General features: G+C 43.0%; 15 protein-coding genes and 1 riboswitch. Of the genes, 3 read left to right on the top strand and 12 right to left on the bottom strand.

Annotated elements, in window-relative coordinates; all coding sequences use genetic code 11:
* Positions 1-294 precede the first annotated feature (294 nt).
* Both WA352_RS01785 and WA352_RS01790 read left to right on the top strand, forming a co-directional pair.
* Positions 295-1,107, top strand: coding sequence for a putative porin (locus WA352_RS01785; RefSeq protein ID WP_005317392.1), 813 nt, complete (start codon positions 295-297; stop codon positions 1,105-1,107).
* A gap of 205 nt (positions 1,108-1,312) precedes the next feature.
* Positions 1,313-2,170 carry a putative porin gene (locus tag WA352_RS01790; RefSeq protein WP_005317390.1) on the top strand — a complete coding sequence of 286 codons (858 nt, stop codon included), beginning with the start codon at positions 1,313-1,315 and terminating at the stop codon, positions 2,168-2,170.
* A 47-nt stretch (positions 2,171-2,217) separates the two neighbouring features.
* Here the strand turns inward: WA352_RS01790 and recJ are convergent, their stop codons facing one another.
* The 11 genes from recJ to WA352_RS01845 all read right to left on the bottom strand — a co-directional run bounded on the left by recJ (position 2,218) and on the right by WA352_RS01845 (position 15,954).
* A complete protein-coding gene (recJ, locus tag WA352_RS01795) occupies positions 2,218-3,918 on the bottom strand; it encodes a single-stranded-DNA-specific exonuclease RecJ (RefSeq protein ID WP_336141059.1) in 1,701 nt (566 codons plus the stop codon).
* Positions 3,919-4,569 (bottom strand): pyridoxamine 5'-phosphate oxidase, encoded by a 651-nt coding sequence (gene pdxH, locus WA352_RS01800; protein WP_005317384.1) that lies wholly within the window; start codon positions 4,567-4,569, stop codon positions 3,919-3,921. It lies immediately after the preceding gene.
* An 11-nt stretch (positions 4,570-4,580) separates the two neighbouring features.
* Positions 4,581-5,918, bottom strand: a complete 1,338-nt coding sequence (gene glmM / locus WA352_RS01805) for a phosphoglucosamine mutase (protein WP_004803629.1) — start codon at positions 5,916-5,918, stop codon at positions 4,581-4,583.
* Positions 5,919-6,045: 127 nt separating this feature from the next.
* Positions 6,046-7,512 (bottom strand): IMP dehydrogenase, encoded by a 1,467-nt coding sequence (gene guaB / locus WA352_RS01810; RefSeq protein WP_004803627.1) that lies wholly within the window; start codon positions 7,510-7,512, stop codon positions 6,046-6,048.
* A 141-nt stretch (positions 7,513-7,653) separates the two neighbouring features.
* Positions 7,654-8,019: a YkgJ family cysteine cluster protein gene (locus WA352_RS01815; protein WP_336141062.1), complete on the bottom strand. Its 366-nt coding sequence runs from the start codon at positions 8,017-8,019 to the stop codon at positions 7,654-7,656.
* 127 nt (positions 8,020-8,146) lie between these two features.
* Positions 8,147-8,953 (bottom strand): MBL fold metallo-hydrolase, encoded by an 807-nt coding sequence (locus tag WA352_RS01820; protein ID WP_005317378.1) that lies wholly within the window; start codon positions 8,951-8,953, stop codon positions 8,147-8,149.
* A gap of 162 nt (positions 8,954-9,115) precedes the next feature.
* Positions 9,116-9,691, bottom strand: a complete 576-nt coding sequence (locus WA352_RS01825) for a TMEM165/GDT1 family protein (protein WP_004803622.1) — start codon at positions 9,689-9,691, stop codon at positions 9,116-9,118.
* Positions 9,692-9,774: 83 nt separating this feature from the next.
* A riboswitch (yybP-ykoY riboswitch) is annotated at positions 9,775-9,916 on the bottom strand.
* A gap of 34 nt (positions 9,917-9,950) precedes the next feature.
* Positions 9,951-10,238, bottom strand: coding sequence for a hypothetical protein (locus WA352_RS01830; protein WP_004803620.1), 288 nt, complete (start codon positions 10,236-10,238; stop codon positions 9,951-9,953).
* Positions 10,239-10,360: 122 nt separating this feature from the next.
* A complete protein-coding gene (locus WA352_RS01835; RefSeq protein WP_005317375.1) occupies positions 10,361-12,328 on the bottom strand; it encodes a 2-oxo acid dehydrogenase subunit E2 in 1,968 nt (655 codons plus the stop codon).
* Positions 12,329-12,330: 2 nt separating this feature from the next.
* A complete protein-coding gene (aceE, locus tag WA352_RS01840) occupies positions 12,331-15,048 on the bottom strand; it encodes a pyruvate dehydrogenase (acetyl-transferring), homodimeric type (RefSeq protein ID WP_005201592.1) in 2,718 nt (905 codons plus the stop codon).
* Between the two features lie 204 nt (positions 15,049-15,252).
* A complete protein-coding gene (locus WA352_RS01845; RefSeq protein ID WP_005201593.1) occupies positions 15,253-15,954 on the bottom strand; it encodes a M23 family metallopeptidase in 702 nt (233 codons plus the stop codon).
* Positions 15,955-16,059: 105 nt separating this feature from the next.
* Between WA352_RS01845 and WA352_RS01850 the strand changes: the two genes are divergently transcribed.
* Positions 16,060-16,500, top strand: coding sequence for a hypothetical protein (locus tag WA352_RS01850; protein WP_004803613.1), 441 nt, complete (start codon positions 16,060-16,062; stop codon positions 16,498-16,500).
* 98 nt (positions 16,501-16,598) lie between these two features.
* Here the strand turns inward: WA352_RS01850 and lpxC are convergent, their stop codons facing one another.
* Positions 16,599-17,501, bottom strand: coding sequence for a UDP-3-O-acyl-N-acetylglucosamine deacetylase (lpxC, locus tag WA352_RS01855; RefSeq protein WP_004803611.1), 903 nt, complete (start codon positions 17,499-17,501; stop codon positions 16,599-16,601).

Genomic DNA, 17,501 nt, shown 5'->3' on the forward strand with positions numbered 1-17,501 from the left:
TTAATTTTATGCCTGAAATGTTTAGTCAGATTTCTGCGACCCTAGTTTTTGTATAAAAATTAGACCAATTACACTAAAACACACAATCTCTCCTAAGTTTTAATAAATCAAAACATTGATTTTTTATTAAATAATATCAATAAGATAAAATGTCAAAATTACAAGTCAATTACATTCGTACTGTTCGATTACCTTATCAAGATTGACGATATTGAAAATTACTCTAGACTCAAGTTGTAACAAAACATGTATCAGTGTTTAACACTTGGTTTAAATCTTAATGAGGAAACAACCATGAAAAAATTAGCAATTGCATCAGCACTTTTATCTGCAATCGCAGTAACAGGAACTGCTCATGCTTATCAAGCTGAGGTAGGTGGTTCTTATACCTATAAAGACCAAGATCGTTTTGGTGACAATGATCGTTTCAGCGTAGACGGCAAATATTACTTTAACCCAGTACAAACACGTAATGCACCTCTTGCAGAAGCAGCGTTCCTTGACCGTGCGAGCAATGTAAAAGCACAATACGCGCATGAAAAAGATGATGCATTCAAAAACAACCAATATGGCGCAGGTATTGAATACTTTGTTCCAAACAGCGATTTCTATTTAAGCGGTAATATTGGCCGTGAAGAAATCAAACCGAATTCTAAATATGCAACTGACGAAGACAAATTAAAAATCAACCATTACTCAGCAGAAGTCGGTTACTTACCAGCACCAGGTTTATTGGTTGCTGCGGGTGCGAAAACTGTTGACGTGAAAGATGGCGACCGTGAAACTAGCCCAACACTTCGTGCCAAGTATGTGACTAAAGTTGGTCAAAATGACGTGAACTTAGAAGCATATACTGCTTTTGGTGACAATAAAGAAGTGAAGTTAAAAGGTGATTACTTCATCGACAAAACTTTAAGCGTTGGTGTTGATTATCAGAAGCTTGATTATGACAACACTTTCATCAACTCAAATGAATGGGGTATTTCTGCGAAGAAATTCTTCAACCAACAAGTGAGTTTAGAAGGTCGTGTAGGCTTCGGTAACGATAAATCATATATTGATAATGACTACACTTCATTCGGTATTCGTGGCGCATACCGCTTCTAAGACTTGAACAGAAGTTTGTAACATCGGAAACGCCCTGAATCATTCAGGGCGTTTTTTATTGCTCCCCATTTTCTTATCATTTTCAATCCTCCACTTTTGTTTTTCCCCAGCTTAATCCTGTATTTAAGAATTGACGCTTAGCTATTTTTGAATACACTACTTCGTGTAACAAAATATGTATTATTTTTAATCGGGGGAAATTCGAATGAAAAAACTAAGTCTTCTTGCGACACTCATAAGTGCTTGCTTTGCCATCAATGCCCATGCTTATCAAACTGAAGCCAACGGTGCATATGAACATATCAACATGGATGATGGGAAAGGCAACAGTGCAGTCATCAGCGGTAAATATTATTTTAACCCTGTACAAACCCGTAATGCACCCTTAGCAGAAGCTGCTTTCTTAGATAAGGCATCGAATATCGGTGGCGGCTATGCCTATAGCAAACTGAAAGATGACGAAGATCTCGGTGACTTACAATTCAATATTATCGGCCTTCAAGGTGAGTTCTACGTCCCTAACTCACAATTTTATCTTTCTGGTGCCTTACATCGTACCAATGTCAAAGCAACAATTAATGGCTTAGGCTCTCATTCCGAAAATGGTGATGGCTATAGTCTTGAAGCAGGTTTCTTACCAATCAATGGATTACTCCTAGCAGTGGGTGTTGCAGATTTATCGGATAGCCTAAATCCAGTTCAGGTTGCGCAATACGGCTTTAGCAATACACTTTCAAACGCTGCAATTGTGTCTGGCGAAAATGACAATACCGCTGTTTCTTTACGCGCGAAATATGTTTCGCAGATTGGCGGTTACTATACCAACTTTGAAGCACTGAGCTATATCGGTGATGAAACAACCTATCGCCTAGGTGCTGATCTTTATTTGGATACAACCCTCAGTGTCGGCATCTCATTTGCAGATTCTACCGCTGATGATTCAGACAGTGTTTTCAATATTCACGCGCAAAAATTCTTTACGCCACAATTTGCTTTAGGCGTCGGTTATACCACAACAGATGGTGTTGATTCTTATGGTCTCAACGGTACTGTCCGCTTCTAATCAATAGTGTAAACGATTAAAAAAATCCGCTCATCAGAGCGGATTTTTTATTGTTTTAAATAAGCGATTTGCAATTGTAGACGGGTGTTGCCATTAAAGACATTCCGTTCCAAGGTATACACCAAATCGACATAACCCAACATTGGATTAAATTCAAAACGGTCCATCGCATTAAATGCAATCGCATCTATGGAATGTGACCCGACCGCCAATTTGAGTTTTAAATGTTGCTCTTTAAGCCAACGATAATCGATCACTTTGAACCGCCCCTCAAATTGAGGCAGTGGAAACTTCTGCCCCCAGGGCCCAAGTTGCTCAATCCAATCCAAAGTCCCTAAATGTAAATCTGAATCACCCAGCTCGCCATCAGTCCATAACGTTGCCGTGAATAATTCATCATCCATTTCGGCAATCGCTTGGGTGAAAGCCGTTTTGAATGCAGCAAAATTTTCTTTCTTCAGGGTTAAACCCGCGGCTGCAGCATGCCCGCCAAAATGACTGACCAGATGTGGATAGTGTTCTGCAACTTGCTCAATGGTATCGCGAATATGAATCCCATCAATCGACCGTGCCGAACCTTTAATATGAATCCCATCTTCATCTGGAGCAAATACCAGACTTGGACGATGAAATTGCTCCTTTAAACGTCCAGCCACAATGCCAATCACACCTTGGTGCCATTGTTCATCAAACATTACCAATGCTGCAGGTAAATGCTCTGTTTCTAACTGAATATGTTGCAATGCACTCAGTGCTTGCTGCTTCATTTCAGTTTCAACTTGACGGCGTTCGATATTAAGCTGATTCAACTGTTGTGCAATCGGATAAGCGGTTGCCATATCAGCCGCAAGTAAACACTCAATGCCGATACGCATGCTTTCCATTCGACCTGCTGCATTGATTCGCGGACCAACTACAAAGCCTAAATCTTGTGCACGTAAACTGGCTGCGTCACGTCCTGCAATATCCAGTAAGGCTAAAATACCTGCACGACATTGATGTTGCTGAATCCGCTTTAATCCGGCATCAATCAAGATACGATTGTTATAATCCAAACTGGCGACATCGGCATAAGTCCCTAATGCGACCAAGTCGAGATACTGGGTCACTTTACTGCTGCTTTTGCCTTGCTGGCTGCGCGAACTGGCCAATTTCGCCAATACATAAAAAGCCACGCCCACCCCAGCCAAAGCCTTACTTGAAAACCCACAACCAAGTTGGTTCGGATTAACCACAGCCTCAGCACTCGGTGTCGGTTTGGTGGTTAAATGGTGATCGGTAATGATCACCTGCATACCTAACGCTTGAGCCGTGTCCACACCCGCATGACTCGATATACCATTATCCACCGTAATCAACAGATCTGGTTGATAGCTCTGCTTTGCCAATTCAGCAATGGCGGGCGTAAGTCCATAACCATACTTAAAACGATCAGGCACCAGATATTCAACTCTAGCTCCCATATCTTGCAGAACAAGAACCATTAAAGCGGTACTGGTCGCGCCATCGGCATCATAGTCTCCCACAATCACGATCTGTTTTTGCTGATCAATCGCTTGATCGATCAACGCAACTGCATCTGCTAAGCCTTTAAGCTCTGGAGATAGCAAGTGCTTGAGTTTGAGTTCCAGCTCTTGCTCAGACTGCACACCACGCCTTGCTAAAATTTCGGCAATAAAAGCAGGCACGCCCTGAAACTGTTCAGGGCGTGTAAGCAGTGGTCTTTTTTGAATTTGAATCTGCGTCATTTATGGCATCAAACGTTGTATAGTCCAAAGATCGTTTTGTTTTTCATAACTTAAACGATCATGTAAGCGATTTGGTCGCCCCTGCCAGAACTCATAATAATCTGCTTCTAAGCGATAACCTCCCCAAAATTCAGGCTTATCCAGTTCATCTTGAGCCTGAGCTTGCAGCGCTTGAAAGCGTTGTTGCAATAACTCACGACTTTCAATCACCCCGCTTTGTGGAGTACTGATATGCGCAGCAATCTGACTGTCACGCGGGCGTTTATGGTAGTAATCCGTCGATTCTTGTTCAGAAATCTTGATGACCTTGCCGCCAATGCGGATCTGGCGCTCTAAACTTGGCCAGTAAAACAGCAGTTCAGCATACGGATTGTCAGCTAAGTCTAAACCCTTTTGGCTGTCATAATTGGTATAGAAATCATAACCTGCTTCTGTCGCACCACGTAATAATACGGTACGCACATGCGGACGCCCTTGAGCATTTGCCGTGGCTAATGACATTGCATAGGGTTCATGTAAATTGGCAGCTAATGCATGATTAAACCAATTCAAAAACTGTAAATGCGGCTGTACGCTGATCTGGGCTTCATGTAATTCACCCTGCTCATAGCTCAAACGCAGCTCACTCAGGTCTTTAATGACATCACTCATATGGCTCCCCCTTAAGCAGCTTGGGCTTGAGCGCGTACTGCATCTGCTAAATGATTCGCCAAAGCCTCAACCTCTTGCTGCTGATCACCTTCCACCATGACACGAATCACAGGCTCAGTACCTGACTTACGAATCAACAAACGACCACGACCTTTCAATTGCTGTTCAGCCTTTTCAAATTCTGCAACCAAAGCTGGAATTGAATATGGATCAATCATGTGTTGTAGACGAACATTGACCAGTACTTGCGGGAATAACACAAAACCTTCAACCAACTCATGCAGTGCTTTGCCTTGTTCTACCATCACGGTCAACACTTGTAACGCTGCAATAATCGCATCACCTGTTGTGCTCTTATCCAAAGTGAGAATATGACCTGAAGGCTCACCACCTGTGACCCAATTCTTTTCTTCTAGGGCTTGCAATACATAGCGATCACCAACTTTAGCACGAACAAAGCCAACCTTAGCTTGTTCTAGGGCCAACTCGAGAGCCATATTACTCATCACGGTACCTACAACACCCGCTGGCTTATTCTTCGCCTGTGTCGCAAGAATATAAAGAATATGGTCACCATCAATCAATTGACCATTTTTATCCACCATGACCACACGATCAGCATCTCCGTCAAAAGCAATACCAACATCTGCCTGATGTTCTAGCACTGCTTTTTGTAGTTGTTCTGGGTGGGTTGAACCACAGTTTTCATTGATATTTAAACCATCAGGTTCGTTAAATAATGGAATAACTTTGGCACCTAATTCACGGAATACCGAAGGCCCCACGCTATACGCTGCGCCATTGGCACAGTCCACTACGATTTTTAAATTACGTAAGTCAAAGTGGTACGGGAAAGTTGATTTACAGAATTCGATATAACGACCATTAGCATCTTTTACACGAACACTTTTACCCAAGTTTGCAGTGTCTTCAATCACTAAGTCTTTTTCGAGTTCCTGATTGATTTCATCTTGCAAAGTATCAGGTAACTTCTTACCTGCACTTGAGAAAAATTTAATGCCGTTATCAAAATAAGGGTTATGTGATGCTGAAATCACGATCCCAGCATGTGCGTGTAATGCGCGAGTTAAATGTGCAATGGCAGGTGTTGGAAGCGGGCCCAATAAATGTACATAAACACCCGCAGCATTCAGACCTGCCTGTAAAGCCGCTTCTAAAATATAACCAGATAAACGTGTGTCTTTCCCCAACACCACAATCGGTTTATTTTTAGGACTATTTCTTTTTAATACTTTCCCTGCAGCAAAGCCAAGTTTTAATGCGAACTCTGGGGTAATTGGCATTTGCCCAAATTTGCCGCGAATTCCATCAGTACCAAAATAGCTCATCTTTTACTCACTTTCTTATCTTTTATATGGTGTGGAACCATATCTTTCTTCATCTGATTCACTTTACACCAAAACGAAAAAACCGTCAGTGGACTGACGGTTTTTCTGTCAACAAAATTACCAAAAATCAACCAACTCGATAGTTTGGCGCTTCCTTGGTAATTGTCACGTCATGAACATGTGATTCTGACATGCCTGCTGAAGTAATTTTCACAAATTTTGCATTTTGACGAAGATCTTCAATCACAGATGAACCCGTATAACCCATTGATGAACGTAAACCACCCATCATTTGATGTACGATGTTACCCATTGGACCTTTGTATGGCACTCGACCTTCGATGCCTTCTGGTACCAACTTTTCCGCACCTGCTTTAGCATCTTGGAAGTAACGGTCAGCAGAACCAGATACGCCCGCCATTGCACCCAATGAACCCATACCACGGTATGCTTTGTAGTAACGGCCTTGGAAGAATTCAACTTCACCTGGTGCTTCTTCTGTTCCAGCGAGGAGTGAACCGACCATAATCGTGCTCGCACCTGCGCCAATTGCTTTCGCCATATCGCCAGAGAAACGAATACCACCATCTGCAATCAAAGGAATTTGATCTTTCAGTGCATTTGCAACACTATCAATTGCAGAAATCTGTGGCATACCAATACCTGCCACAATACGTGTGGTACAGATTGAACCAGGGCCGATACCGACTTTCACAGCATCTGCACCTGCATCAAGCAATGCCAATGCTGCATCACCAGTCGCAATGTTACCGCCAATCACTTGAACTTGCGGGTAGTTTGCTTTAACCCAGCGTACACGTTCAATGACACCAGCTGAATGACCATGGGCAGTATCCACCACAATCGCATCTACACCTGCATCGACCAAAGCTTCGACACGGCTTGGTGTTTCAGCACCTGTACCGACCGCAGCACCAACACGTAAACGACCCAAATCATCTTTACAACTGTTTGGATAGCTTTCAGCTTTACGGAAGTCAGTTACGGTAATTAAGCCTTTAAGCTCATGGTTCTCACCAACAACCAAAACTTTTTCAATACGGTGTTTTTGCAATAATGCTTGGATATTTTCTTTAGACTCGCCTTCACGAACAGTCACGAGACGGTCTTGACCGGTCATGATGTTGCTTACAGGTTGTTCAAGATTGGTTTCAAAGCGTGTATCACGACCCGTGACAATACCCACCACTTTGCCATCTTTTACAACAGGCACACCGCTAATGTTATTCGCTTGGGTAATCGCAATCAGCTCACGCACTGTTGTTTCAGGGCCAACAGTGATTGGGTCTTTCACCATACCAGCTTCAAATTTTTTCACACGGCGAACTTCAGCGGCTTGCGCTGCGATATCCATGTTTTTGTGCAAAATACCAATACCGCCATTTTGCGCCATCGCAATTGCCATACGTGATTCAGTCACTGTATCCATTGCAGCAGAAACGAGAGGGATATTAAGTTGAATTCCGCGAGTTAAACGTGTCTTTAAGGAGACATCTTTTGGGAGAACAGTTGAGTAGGCAGGAAGTAATAAGACATCATCGAAGGTTAGCGCTTCTTGAACGATGGTCAGCATAACAATCTCACTGGTAATTTCCGTGAGCTATTATAAACAAATTTCGATGTGATTTTCATTTTCTATGATGAAAATAATTTCAAGCGTTGCTTAAAAAGCTTTCTGATGCACACTTATGCCTACCGAATCCTATAATTCCTGTTAGCAAACCTGATCATAATTGTCATTATTTTCAGAGGCCTGCTGCTCAACCGTGACCAACGGAATCAGGTTGTGCGCCAACCGTGTTTTGTTACAATGTGAATCGGCAATCTGTACTTCCTTGCAACTTGAACTCCGAAATGGGTAGATGGAACAGCTCACTTGCTGTCCCACCTCCCCTTGCAAAGCCACACATTTGACTTGTGCTTGATTGGTTCCCTTCATAGAGGAATAGACGGCTGTAAGTGGTTCAACCATGTGCTCAGGGATCCGTTCTGCCTCAGCCCAATAGAAAGAAACACGGTAATTTGCACAGCACGCACCACAACTGACACACGCATCTGGTGTCGCAATTTGAGACAACATTTTCTTAAAATTCTCGTTATCAAATTCAATCCTTTATCTAATGAATCCTAAGAAAATTTATTGATGGCGACAAGCGTGCTCAATCAGCGATTTATGTATTTCCCAGTCATTTTCCGGACTCAGAAATTTAGCTCATTTCAGTCGGTAAACTAAAAACATATTCATTCATCAAATCTACGCCACATTCCAGCGTTTCGATCCAGTCTAGAAATTGATTGATCATCTGTTTACCAACAAAAGCGGTTCCATGTTGCGGCACAATCATGTCGATATCCATTTGGCGAACCATATTGACCCACAAACGGATCACCTTATTAGAACACATATAGCGCTGATGGAAACCTTTCATCTTTTTGATATGTGTTTCAAAATCTGTAATCGGTAGGCTTGCATCATCAACGATCGAAGCCCCCATATCCCCAGAAAATAGGATTTTGGCAGTTGGATCATAAAACTGGAAATTACCAACGGAATGCAGAAAATGTGCAGGCACTGCAACAATCGCAGACTCGCCCAAAGGAATAATTTGCCCTGTATCGGACAGTTCAATCAGACGATCTTCCCAATTCCCCTTCATACGCTCACTCATAAAAGCTGAATTTAAATGCGGTAAAAACCGTGCCCACAGCTTAGAAGCCACTACTTTGGCATCGGTATACACCAACCAGCGCGGCATTGAGGTAATAATGTCAGGGTCTTGATGCGAGGCCATGACATAGTCGAGATTTTTCAATTTGGTATAGCGATTGAGTTCCATGGTTAAAGGAACATACGTCAGATCGCCACCCGGATCTAAGACAGCGGCACGTTCATGATCAATAATTAAAAATTGATTGGCCTGAATACCTTCCCCTTTAACCAAACTGGTAAAACTAATGCATTTATGTGTGCCATTATCAAACAATATTTGCGATGTTGTCCGTTCAAAACTCATAACCACCCCAGAAAAAATCTTTAAATATGAAATATTTTTAATTCCATAATAAAATAATGGGATTTAGTTCATGTTTCAATCAAATATTGGACTTTTATCATAATTTATAAAAAAGACCCATCACTGTTGGATGGGTCTGGACTGATTTTAAATTCGAATCATTTAGAAGAAATAATGCTGCACTAAAGTTGAAATACCCACAATCAAGAAAATCGCGGCGCCAATTTTATGAATTAATGAAATCGGCAATTTATCCGCCAGCTTATTACCAATAAATACCGCAGGGGCATTGGCAAGCATCATCCCAAATGTGGTACCTAACATCACCCAGAACACACTATCAAAACGTGCCGCTAAAGCCACGGTTGCAATCTGGGTTTTATCGCCAATTTCAGCCAAGAAGAATAAGATGAAGGTGGCACCAAATACCCCAAATTTCTGCCATTTATTGATGTTTTCAGTTTCATCTCCCAATTCATCTGGAATCAGCATCCAGATTGCCATACCAATAAATCCAAGCGCCAAAATCCATAATAGAATTTCAGGACTGAGTACGGTGGTAATCCATTGTCCCAAGACAGCAGAAATACCATGGTTAATCGTAGTGGCCAGTAAGATGGCAATTAAAATCGGAATCGGTTTACGGAAACGTGCTGCAAGCAAGAGAGCGAGTAATTGCGTTTTATCACCCATTTCAGCAAGGGCAACAATTGAGGTGGAAATGAGAAATTCATACATAGTTGAATGCTCTGGCTAGCAAAATATACCGATGACCTACCCCTCCTGCTAGCCAAAATCAAATAGATTGATGCAGAGTGGTAAATCAAAGGTCTTGCCAACAAAAGCACAGCTGAGAAGCTGTTCTTGGTTCTTTGCTATGATGACCATGTTCGGTTGAACAATTATGTTGATCATCACCTCTTTACTTTGCGTAAAGAGCGGCTACTCCCCAATGAAGTGAAACTATTCTAGCAAACAATAAAATGCTTTTGAATGGTTAAACCCAAAATTTTTGGTAACTCCAGATCAACACACGCAGACAACCAAGTAAAAACGCCAAATAAGCACTTAAGCCCAGAAAACCAAAGCTCCCCCAGCCACTCGCTCCACCCACATCTTGGGCTTGATATTCCATCGCCATGACGACAGTCGCAAGCAGCACTTCAACTCCCATCACCACATACATCACCCAATCCCATGGAAAATGTAAGAAGCTGACCCACAAGCCCATCGCCACAAAAACAATCAGCAATAAAGGCAGCATCACCCGATAAATCACCAACATCCCTGCTCCTTCAGCAATGAAAATTTATTTTAAGTTCAACATAACATACATCTATTCATATTTTATTCAGCCTAAAAACAGAAAACCCCGCCAAAGCGAGGTTTTCTAAATTCAAAAAGCGATTAGAGCAATAAGCTACGAATGTCTTTGAGTAACTTGGTCAACTTATTGGTAAAACGTGCTGCATCCGCACCATTAATCACACGATGGTCATAAGACAATGATAATGGCAACATTAAGCGCGGATCAAAGTCTTTACCATTCCACACAGGTTGCATGGTCGCTGGTGAGATACCCAAAATCGCGACTTGCGGCCAATTGACCAACGGCGTAAATGCGGTACCACCAATACTACCCAAGCTGGTAATGGTAAAATTGGCACCTTGTAGATCTTTCGGTGACAATTTACGATCACGGGCTTTTTGGCTGAGTTCAGCCAATTCTGCTGCAATTTGCTTAATTGATTTTTGATCAGGATTGCGCAATACAGGCACTGTTAAACCATCTGGGGTTGCAACTGCAATACCCATATGAATTTCGTTACGCAATAGCACCGACTTCTGATCATCAGCCAAATGCCCAGCAAAATACGGCTCTTCTTTTAACAAGTGCGCAACCGCTTTGGCAATAAAGGCCAAGATAGTCAGGCTAAGGCCTTGCTTTTTAAAGCCATCTTTCAGCTCACCACGCCATGCTTCAAGCTCGGTAATATCCGCCAAGTCAAACTGCGTCACTTGTGGAATGAAGTTGTTCAATGACAATTGCGGTACAGACACTTGCTGTAAACGCGTCATCGCTTTCACTTCACCACCACCAAATGCATTAAAGTCTGGCAACTTCGGTAAGCCTGAAGCAACTGCTGCCGCTTGGGTTACTACAGCCGGTTGTGGTGCAGTCAGACGTGTTTTCACATAGGCAAAGACATCGTCCTTCATCACACGGCCGTGCTCACCTGATGCTTTCACTTGTCCAAGAACCACGCCTAACTCACGTGCCAGTTTACGCACGGCTGGACCCGCGTAGACTTTTGCATTGTCAGCTTCTTGCTGTTTAGTCAACTTCTCAGCTTGCGCAGGCTCACTTGGTGCCGCTGTCACGGTTGCTTGTGGTTTTGCTGGAGCTGTCGTTGCTGCTGGTGCCGAATGAGCTTGAGCTTTTGGTGCAGATGCTGGTGCAGCGGCCTGACCACTGACCTCAATCGTTGCCAAAGCCACGCCTTGACGCACTTCTTGATTCGCAGACACATGGATTGCTTTCACAATCCCTGCTACTGAACTTGGCACTTCAACCGACGCCTTATCTGACTCAACCACGCATAGGCTTTGTTGAGCTTCAACGCGATCACCGACATTGACTAGAATTTCTGAAACAAGAGCTTTTTCTACACCTAGATCAGGTACTTCAATTTCAACATTACCTGTTGAGGTATTTGTTGCAGCTGGTGCTTCTGTAGTTGCGACTGGCGCTTCTGTTTGAGCTAGGGCTGCTTGTGGTTCAGATGACGTTGCAGCGCTCGCAGTCTTGACCTGAATCAATACCACGCCTTCTTTGATGCTGTCGCCTTCTTTAATCTGGATCGCTTCCACAATCCCCGCAACCGAACTTGGGACTTCTACCGTCGCCTTGTCCGATTCAACCACTACAATACTTTGTTCAGGTTCAATCTGATCACCGACTTTGACCAGCACTTCTGCAACCAAGGCTTTTTCTACACCAATATCTGGAACTTTTACATCCACAATCTGGCTTGAAGTCGCTGCTGGAGCAGCAACTGGTTGCGCTTTTGTTTCAGCTTCGACAGCTTTTGCTTCGGCTTTTGGCGCTTCTTGCGTCGGTGCTTCGTTCTTAGATGTTTCAGCAGCAGACTCAGACTCTAATTCAATCAATGCGACGCCTTCAGTGACTTCATCGCCCTGTTGAACCAGAATACTTTTCACGATACCTGCCGCAGTACTTGGTACTTCTACCGTTGCCTTATCTGATTCTAAAACCAGAAGGCTATCGTCAACTGCAACATGGTCGCCTACTTTGACTAAGATTTCTGCAACCAGTGCTTTATCTACGCCAATATCAGGTGCTTGGATTTGCATGATTATTTCCCCTCACCTGTTTGCGTTTCATGGTATTCAGCAACTGCCTGAACTTCTGGATGTGCTTGTGGCGCCCATGCCACTGGACGGTCCGTATCTAACTCAAAGTTAGAAATTGCGTCTTTCACCAAACGGTTTTCAACTTCACCTTCGTCCGCTAATTTTTTCAATGTCGCAACCACGATATGCGCAGCATCAACACCAAAGAAACTACGTAAGTTTGCACGTGTATCTGAACGTCCATAACCATCAGTACCTAATGCAACAAATGGACGACCATCTGGAAGATATGCACGGATCTGTTCACTGTACGCACGCATATGGTCCGTCGCAGAAACCACGATACCTTCTGTACCACGTAACTGTTTAGATACCCAAGATTCTTTTACTTCTTCAGTGAGCGGGTGTAAGCGGTTGTATTCTTCACATGCCATGCCATCACGCGACAACTCATTGAAGCTGGTGACGCTCCACACGTTTGAGTGGATTTGGTATTCATCACGCAAGATTTTCGCCGCTTTAATCACTTCACGAAGGATTACACCTGAGCCCAATAATTGCACAGTGGCTTTTTCATCTTTTTCGAACAAGTACATACCACGTTTAATGCCTTCCTCAGCGCCTTCTGGCATTGCAGGATGCTCGTAGTTTTCATTCATTACGGTTAAGTAATAGAACACTCGCTCTTGGTTCACATACATACGTTGTAAACCGTCGTGTACGATCACAGCCAATTCATAACCAAAACATGGATCATAAGATACGCAGTTTGGAATGGTGTTCGCCAAGATATGTGAATGGCCATCTTGGTGCTGTAAACCTTCACCGTTCAATGTGGTACGGCCAGCAGTCGCACCGAGTAAGAAACCTTGTGCCTGCGCATCACCAGCAGCCCAGGCAATGTCACCAATACGTTGGAAACCAAACATTGAGTAGTACATATACATTGGAATCATCGGCAAGTTATTGGTTGAATAACTGGTTGCCAATGCAGCCCACGCACTCATCGCACCCGCTTCGTTAATTCCTTCTTGAAGCATGTGACCATCACTTGCTTCACGGTAATGCATTAACTGTTCTTGGTCTTCTGGGGTATATTTTTGACCGTGTGCCGCATAAATACCAAGCTGACGGAACATCCCTTCTAAACCAAAAGTACGCGCTTCATCTGGAACGATTGGCACGACGCGGTCTTTAATTGCTTTTTCTTTCAGTAAAGCCGCAATTAAACGAACCATCAGCATCGTGGTCGATTGTTCTTTACCGCCTGAACCATTTAATACCGCATCAAATACAGAGAGTTCAGGAATCGCTAAAGTGTCACTCTCACGACGACGTGCTGGTAGGTAACCCCCTAATGCTTCACGACGTGCCTTCATGTACTTCATTTCTGGAGAGTTTTCACTTGGGCGGTAGAATGGGAGTTCTTCTAACTTGTCATCTGTAAATGGCAGGTTAAAACGGTCACGTACATATTTCAAAGAGTCGATCTGCATTTTTTTGATTTGGTGAGTTTTGTTCACCGCTTCAATTTCCTCAGACAGACCATAACCTTTAACCGTTTTCGCAAGAATAACGGTTGGTTGACCTTTGGCTTTCATTGCTTCTGCATAGGCAGCAAAAACTTTGTACGGATCATGACCACCACGGTTAAGATTATCGATGTCTTCATCACTTAAATCTTTGACCAGTTCCGCAGCTTCTGGGTACTTGCCAAAGAATTTCTCACGTGTATACGCACCACCTTTCACTTGATAGCGCTGATATTCACCATCAACTGTTTCTTCCATGACCGCTTTTAAAGCGCCTGAATTATCTTGCGCAAGTAGTGGGTCCCAATGACGGCCCCACACCACTTTAATCACACGCCAGCCCGCACCACGGAATAAAGATTCTAATTCTTGAATAATTTTACCGTTACCACGTACAGGACCATCGAGACGCTGTAAGTTACAGTTCACAACCCAAATGAGGTTATCAAGCTTTTCACGACCCGCAAGTGAAATTGCACCTGTACTTTCTGGCTCATCCATCTCACCATCGCCAAGATAAGCCCAGACTTTACGATCTTCTTCTTTGATCAAACCACGATTCATCAAATACTTTTGAATGTGTGCTTGGTAAATCGACATAATCGGGCCTAAACCCATCGATACGGTTGGGAACTGCCAGTAATCAGGCATTAAATAGGGATGCGGATAACTCGGAAGACCATTGCCACCCACTTCACGGCGGAAATTATTCAATTGATCTTCAGTTAAGCGTCCTTCCAAGAACGAACGCGCATAAATACCAGGGGCACAGTGACCTTGGTAATAAATCATATCACCGCCAAAGTTATTGCTGTTTGCGCGGAAGAAATGGTTAAAACCCACATCATATAATGTTGCAGATGATGCGAAACTTGCAAGGTGGCCACCGAGGTCATCGCCTGTTTTATTGGCACGTAATACCATCGCTAAGGCATTCCAGCGGATCAAGGCACGGATACGGCGTTCCATATCCTGATCGCCAGGCATCGCTGGTTGTTCTTCAACTGAAATGGTATTGAGATAAGGTGTATTTAAGCGCTGGATTGGCACATGTTTCGCAATTGCCCGTTGATAGAGTTTTTCTAGTAAGAAGGCAGCACGTTCCGTGCCCATATGTTGTAATACTGAATCAAATGCTTCTTGCCATTCTTGGGTTTCTTGCGCGTCAGAGTCGCCATAAAACGCCATACAATTCACCTTTTCCCTTAAGTTATTTGTCGACCCTATTTTTATCATGTTTTGCTGTGATAGAACTATTGCCCCAGATGAATGCAAAACGCCTTATTATTTTCTGACAAAATAGTCATTGACCTAAATGAAACAAAACACATAAAAAATCGCCAATAAAGGCGATTTTTTTGAATATTTATATACAACTGTTAACAAATTACATTAAGGCAACATTGCTAAGTAAGTTGATGGATTTTTACGTTGACCATCTTTGACTACTTCAAAGTGTAAATGTGGGCCCGTACAACGACCTGTACAACCAACATTGGCAATATGCTCACCAGCACTCACACGATCACCCGCATTCACGATTAAACGTGATGCATGGGCATAACGAGTGATATAGCCATTACCATGATCAATCTCGACATACTGACCATAGCCTGTACCCCAACCCGACTTCGTCACAACACCAGGACCAGTTGAGTAAATTGGCGTACCAGAAGGTGCAGCAAGATCAACACCTGAGTGATGACGTGTTGAACCTAATAGGGTGCGGTTACCCCAAGAAGAGCTGACACGGCCTTCTTGCAATGGATGACTCACCAACCAAGAATAACCTGTGTTTGCAGAGAATGAAGGAGCATTGTCTTGAGATGAAATCGCTGAACGACCATATTTCTTCTCGATCGTTGCGTTGTTCAATTCAATGGTTTTTTCACGTAATTTAACTGAGACATTCGATACGGCTGGCAGATCCATATCAGCAGAATGAGTATAAGAACCTTGAGCTAAGGTTTTTGATAATTGCTCTAAGCGGTCATCACCTGTGGCTTGACCAATGTTCTGATAATCTGCGAAAGCAACCGAAGCAGCTGAAGCAGCCAACGAAAATGCGAGTAAAATACGACGCGTATGATGCATAAAAAACCTCTTGAAACCGTCCTTCAAACGTTCCTTTATCATCTGTTCCTTGATAACAGCTGAAGCAAACGCTTAAGATGGACACATCACCTCCGAGGAAGTTCTATGTCTGACCCTAACAACGTTTTCCAACAGAAAGGACAACACATAAAAACTGGAAACTTAACGTTTCTGACGACGCAAGTCACACAATGGAAACAACTTACGAAAATTATTCAACCTTTACTGCCCCAACCAGAGCAATGGCAGGTTGTTTGTTATCAACATGGTGTATTGATCATCACTGGTGAAAATCAAGCAATGATTAGTCAACTCAGCTATTTACAAAGCCACTATGTTGCGCAGTTAGCTCAGCTCGAAGGACTCAAGGAATTACGAAAAATTCAAGTTCGGTTAAGAAACAAAACAGTTGTCTCTCGTGAACCCTCTCCCCCAACAAAAACACTAACATCAGAGACCCAAGAGCAATTGCGCAGCGCCGCTGAATATGTGAGCGACCCTAAGCTTAGCCAAGCTTTACTACGTTTGGCAAGCAATAAAAAGTAAACTTCATATATTAAGTGTTGGAATACACACTAGTTTTATGTGACGAAACTCTCACATTCATTTGTTATAATATAACATAGGCAATAAAAGACAATGACTTATGTCACACTCACATAAGGAATTGGACAATCACTCTCGTTATTAAATGTTACAATTTCATAGCTGCTTGGATCGTTTTGAACATTGCGTAATAGCTGATTGTTTAGCGCATGCCCCGATTTATAGCCATCAAACTTGGCAATAATTTGATGTCCAAGCAAATATAAGTCTCCAACAGCATCTAATATTTTATGACGTACAAACTCGTCGGCAAAGCGCAAACCTTCCTCATTGACCACACCTGTGTCATCGACACCAATCGCATTTTCAAGGCTCGCACCTAAAGCCAGATTATTGGCTTTTAAATAGTCCAAATCTTTCATAAAGCCAAAAGTTCGCGCTTCGCTCACTTCGTAGACAAAAGTTTCCGTCGAGAAATCGATGGTTGCGGATTGATACTCTTTGGCAAAGGCAGGATGATCAAAGTCGATGGTAAAGTTCAGCTGGAAACCTGAATGTGGTGAAAAAATGGCCTTCTTGTCGTCAATTAAAGCCTCAACAGGCTTTAAAATACGAATGAACTTCTTTGGCGCGTCTTGCTCCGCCAATTCACCTTGCATCAATAAATAAATAAAAGGCCCTGCACTACCGTCCATAATCGGTACTTCGGATGCAGAGACTTCAACAATCAGATTATCAATCCCCAGTCCTGCAATCGCACTCATGACATGCTCAATAGTGCCGACTTTGATATCTTCACGGACCAAATTCGAGCACATAAAGGCTTCTTGAATCAATAAAGCATTGGCTGGAAGGTCAATCGGGGGATTTAAGTCGATACGGCGAAAGACAATACCTCCATCAATATGATGTGGAACAAAATTAATCAGCACCTTTTGACCACTGTGCAGACCAATACCGCTCGCTTTCACCACACGTTTGAGAGTACGTTGTTTCAACAT

The sequence above is a fragment of the Acinetobacter sp. 102 genome (genome assembly GCF_037028485.1).
Taxonomy (GTDB): domain Bacteria; phylum Pseudomonadota; class Gammaproteobacteria; order Pseudomonadales; family Moraxellaceae; genus Acinetobacter; species Acinetobacter higginsii.